We start from the raw sequence: 4,516 nt of genomic DNA, 5'->3' as shown, positions 1-4,516 counted from the left end.
CGCATGGGAAGCTCCGGGCGCAAAGCAAAATTATACGCCTTCTGAGCTTATTTACTAGGTGTTTACCATTAAGAATAGCTATACGTGCTAGGAAAATTGGCATCGACGAGACACTTTAGCGATGAGCATGGCTTCGATGCGTCCCCGATATCCGGGCGTGCGCCCTTCCCGGCCTGACAGGGCGTATCCTGGACGGCTACTGCAGCCCGAGTATCTGGTGCGTCGCCAGGATGCCTGTCCACTTCCTGGTGTCTTCTTCCAGGAAGTCCCCCACCATCTCCGGGGTATTTGCCGCTGGGGGGACGTCGAACCCTAGCCGCGCGAGCTTGTCGCAGACGTCATTGCTCGAAAGCGCCGAATTGATGCCGTGCGTCAAGCGGTTCAGTGCATCCGCTGGAACGCCCTCGGGCGCCAGCACCGCGCACCAGCCGTGGGCCTGCGTGTTCGATTTGAGAATCGTGCCGACGGGGACGAATTCTCGCGAGAGGTCGTATTCGATGTGCTCGCGAATTGCTTCGTGCGGGGGTATTGGCCGTATCGCCAGGTACAGGGTGTAGCCATCGGGGCTGGATTTCGCGACCGAGTCGGCGCCGATATTGCCCGCCACGGCTGAACGGTTCTCGACGATGATCTTCTGGCCCAGTTGCTGCGAAATATGCAGCGCCAGTTCATGGGCGATGGCATCGGAGGTGTCGCCTGGAGGGAGGCCGACTACCAGGGTGATAGGGCGATCTGGATAAACGTTCACCATCTTCTCCTCAGAAGGGTCGACTATTGGATTCCACCGATTTGCCGCGCGTCGATGGTCGCAATCCACTTCTCAGCGTCGTCTTTTAGAAAGGTCTCAAGGTCGTCCGAAGTATTGTTGGAGAACGGCATCACAAAGCCGGCGCGCGCCAATCTGGTCCGGATGGCAGGTTTCACCAGCGCCCCATTGATGGCCTGATTCAATCTGGCGATAGCATGCGAAGGCGTTCCTGTTGGAGCCATGAGAGCGAACCAACCTTCAGCATCCGCATCCATGAATCCATACTCCGAGAGGCTGGGAACCGAGGACATCATGAAGACTCTCTTGCGTGAAAAAACTGTGATTGCACGGATATTTCCCGAATCGATATGGGTCAACACTGACGGCGCAGTGACGATGGAGAAATCGAGCCTGCCCGCGATGACATCGACGAGTGCCGGTGTGTCGCCGTTGTATGGAATATGGGTCCACGGCAAACGTGCCCGTTCGCGCAAGGTCTCGCACAACAAATGAGTCGTCGAACCCACTCCCCCCGACCCACATGTCAACATCTCGGGATACTCGTTCGCCAACGCAATGACGTCTTGCAGAGTCCTGGCGACTACGTGCTTGCCCATGATCAGGACATAAGGGACCCGGGCAACCATGCCCACCGGAGCGAAATCTCTGAAGAAGTCGTACTTGATATCTCGGTACATCCTCTTATGCAGGATCACGGGGCGCGCAGCCAGGAATAAGACATACCCGTCGCAGTTCATCCGCGCGACCGAAGCCGCCGCGACGTTGCCAGCAGCACCCGGCCGATTCTCGATGATGATCTTCTGCCCCAAGGTCTCCTCCATCAATGACGCCACATGACGTGCGATAAGGTCGGCGCCGTCGCCCAATGGCTGACCAACAATGAGCGTTATGGGACGTTTCGGATAGCCCTCGGGACACACGTCAGCAGGGATCGCGGGCATTGGCATCAGACCTTCAGCGGCAGCCAATAGCCCGAATCTTCTTCTGCCTTCGTCCATATCCGATCTCCCGTGCATTTGACGCAGAGACGCACCTCATCTCCAGCAACGATCACCGTACGCGACAGCTATCGCCTGAGTGAATCCACACGCACATAGGTTCCGCAGGGAACGCTCAACAACTTCCGTCGACTAATGCCGTCATGTGTTGCCAACACCCGCTACACAATGACCATGGAGACGTGCATGCAATTCGATGACCCCAGAGCACCTGCCACTCAATTGGCAAGCAACGTAGTGTCCTTGAGAAGCTATTCCTCACGCGCCCTGGACGCCTACCCCTCTCAACGAATCACTCTGGTGGTTGGCGGATCACCCGGTGCCGGCGTCGACATCATCGCCAGGCATATCGCCATGGAGCTCGAACACGAACTGGCGACCAAAGTGCAGGTCGAAAATCGCCCGGGCGATTCGGGCAACATCGCGGCGGAACATGTGGCGCGATGCCGGCCCGATGGCTACACGCTTTTCGTATCGGCCAGACCCAACGTGGCCTATGGCGCCTTGCAGGCAAACCCCCGCTACGATTTACGCCGTGAACTGCAACCCATAGGCTTGATGGCCTCGGCGCCCAGTGTCGTCATCGCCGGAAAGGATGCAATGATCACAAGCGCCAGGGAACTCGCCACGCGGGCGAAGGACTACCCCATGTCGATCCGCTGCGCCTCCGGCGGCGTAGGATCCACCGGCCATTTACTCTGCGAAGAGTTTCAGCAGGAAGCTAACGTGGAATTGATGCACGTTCCTTATATCTATGCGGACCAGGCTTTCTCCCACGCGATCGGCGGGTACGTCGACACGGTCTTCATCACGCTATCGGCGGCGCTGCCTTATCTGCGCGCGGATGCTGTGCAAGCGATCGCGGTGTCAGGCCAGGAACGGGCACCATCGGCACCAACCATCCCCACCTTTCACGAGCAGGGCTACGTCGACCTGCGCGGTAACGCCTGGTACGGCTTGATGGCGCCGATCGCGACCCGGCCAGAAATCGCGCAGCGCCTGAACACCTCGTTGAACCGCGTGCTGTCCAGACGCCAATTGCGCGAGCAACTGCATGGCCTCGGCTACATCCTTCCCTCAGGATTGAACAGCGCCGACGCGCTACGCCAGCTTATCGAAGAAGAAGCCGTGCATTGGGCGGAGGTCGGGACCGACCACTGGAGCCCTGCGCCGCGCCATTGACCAATGAACAATGACCAATGATCATTGACCATTGACCCGCCGGCGCGGCGGCAGCCTCAACGCTCGGTCACCCGCGCGCACAAATCCATCACCAAGCGGCTCAACGTTTTCTGATTACGCTCTATCCGCTGCGTCGGCGCCGCGATCACGATCGCATAGAGCTGTTCATTCAACCAGACATAATTGCCGATCGAAGAGACCTCCAGCTGGAACCCGCCGATCGACATGAACCAGCCACGTTTGACGCCCTCTTCCACCTGCTTGAGCAGCGCGGCGCCGCTCGTGATGGTATTCGGCGAGAAACGCTCGAACTCAAGTCGATTCACCAGCGCGACGCGTTCCGCTTTCGGCATGCCACCCAACAGGCTCTGCCCCGCCGCCCCGATATAAAGCGGACGGCGCTCTCCCGCCGTGCCCGCGAAACGCAGCGACTGCCGTCCTTGAACGATTTCAAGGTAATGCGCCATCAAGTCCTGGCGCCGTGCCAGGAACACCGATTCGCCCGTCGCGTCGCTGAGTTCTTCCAGCAAAGGCATCAGATCCTTTAGAAAGGGATCCTCCTCAACGATGGTCCGCATCTCATCGTAGAGCTTGCGCGTCGGGTAATAGTCCTTCGACTCATCCCGATTGGACAGATATCCATGCGCTTCCAGCGTGCGCAACAGCGCCTGGCAACTCGACTTCGGCATCTCCAATCGCTGGCTGATCGTCGCCAACGAAGCCGGCGCCTTGATGTCGGCGTACAGCTGAAAAATCTGCAGAACGCGCACCGCGCTCTTCACATCTGCGCTCACTAGGCCCTCAGTCTCTCCGTCAGTCACAGCCGCATTCTATGCGAAAGGATGGTTGCGCAATCACAATGACGGGCGTAGGATTTGTTCTGCCGGCTGAACACTACGTACACATATGTGTACGACAGCACTGAACGGATACAGCCGAACTTCCTGGGAACGAATGCGATGCCAGATAACCTGGATGAGGATTTACCCATCATTCCGCATCGGCCTCCTGCCGCAGACGGCGGGACCGCGACCGAAGCAGCGCTGGATCCAGACCAGCCCATCATCGATCCGCACCATCATTTCTCATCGCATTGGGGCGGCTATTTCGTCAAGGACCTGGCCGCCGACATGAAGGCCGGCCATGCCGTGACGGCAACGGTTTATATCCAATGCGGGCACGCTTACCGCACAAGCGGCCCCGAACATCTGAAGCCTGTCGGCGAGACAGAATACGTGGTGGCGCAGTGCGAATCGCTGGGCCAGGCCGCGCAGGGAATCGCCGCCGGCATCGTCGGTTTCGCGGACCTCAGGCTGGGGGCAGGCGTGGGGGAAGTACTCGCCGCGCACATCGACGCCGGCCGGGGGCGCTTCAAAGGCATCCGCCATTCCGGTGCGCGCCACCCCGCCTTCAAGCACGGCGTGCTGTCCCGCCCACCCGCGGGCTTATATGGCGACGCCGAGTTTCGCAAAGGCTATGCGAAGCTGGCCGAATACGGGCTCTCCTTCGACGCATGGGTCTACCACCCCCAGATCGATGAGGTGGTCTCCCTGGCGCGGGCATTTCC

Annotated in this window: 5 protein-coding genes; 2 read left to right on the top strand and 3 right to left on the bottom strand. The window is 59.4% G+C overall.

The window, feature by feature from the left end:
• Window positions 1-196: 196 nt before the first annotated feature.
• The gene (locus tag RUH75_RS23380; RefSeq protein ID WP_313809605.1) at window positions 197-748 is read right to left on the bottom strand and encodes a tripartite tricarboxylate transporter substrate-binding protein; all 552 of its coding nucleotides are present in this window, start codon (window positions 746-748) and stop codon (window positions 197-199) included.
• A 23-nt stretch (window positions 749-771) separates the two neighbouring features.
• On the bottom strand, window positions 772-1,767 hold the full coding sequence (locus RUH75_RS23375; RefSeq protein ID WP_313809604.1) for a tripartite tricarboxylate transporter substrate binding protein: 996 nt from the start codon (window positions 1,765-1,767) through the stop codon (window positions 772-774).
• Between the two features lie 186 nt (window positions 1,768-1,953).
• Here RUH75_RS23375 and RUH75_RS23370 point away from each other — a divergent pair, with 186 nt between their 5' ends.
• Window positions 1,954-2,949: a tripartite tricarboxylate transporter substrate-binding protein gene (locus RUH75_RS23370; RefSeq protein ID WP_313809603.1), complete on the top strand. Its 996-nt coding sequence runs from the start codon at window positions 1,954-1,956 to the stop codon at window positions 2,947-2,949.
• 56 nt (window positions 2,950-3,005) lie between these two features.
• On the opposite strand, the gene RUH75_RS23365 is transcribed toward RUH75_RS23370, so the two are convergent.
• Window positions 3,006-3,731: an IclR family transcriptional regulator gene (locus RUH75_RS23365; RefSeq protein WP_313809602.1), complete on the bottom strand. Its 726-nt coding sequence runs from the start codon at window positions 3,729-3,731 to the stop codon at window positions 3,006-3,008.
• Window positions 3,732-3,908: 177 nt separating this feature from the next.
• Here RUH75_RS23365 and RUH75_RS23360 point away from each other — a divergent pair.
• Window positions 3,909-4,516, top strand: a 608-nt coding sequence (locus RUH75_RS23360) for an amidohydrolase family protein (protein WP_409592424.1), incomplete at its 3' end; no start/stop codon positions are given.

Origin of the sequence: Sphingobium sp. (assembly GCF_032153725.1) — a bacterium.
In the GTDB taxonomy this organism is placed as follows: domain Bacteria; phylum Pseudomonadota; class Alphaproteobacteria; order Sphingomonadales; family Sphingomonadaceae; genus Sphingobium.
Note: the sequence above shows the minus strand (reverse complement) of the source record. Positions and strands in the feature narration are given on the sequence as shown.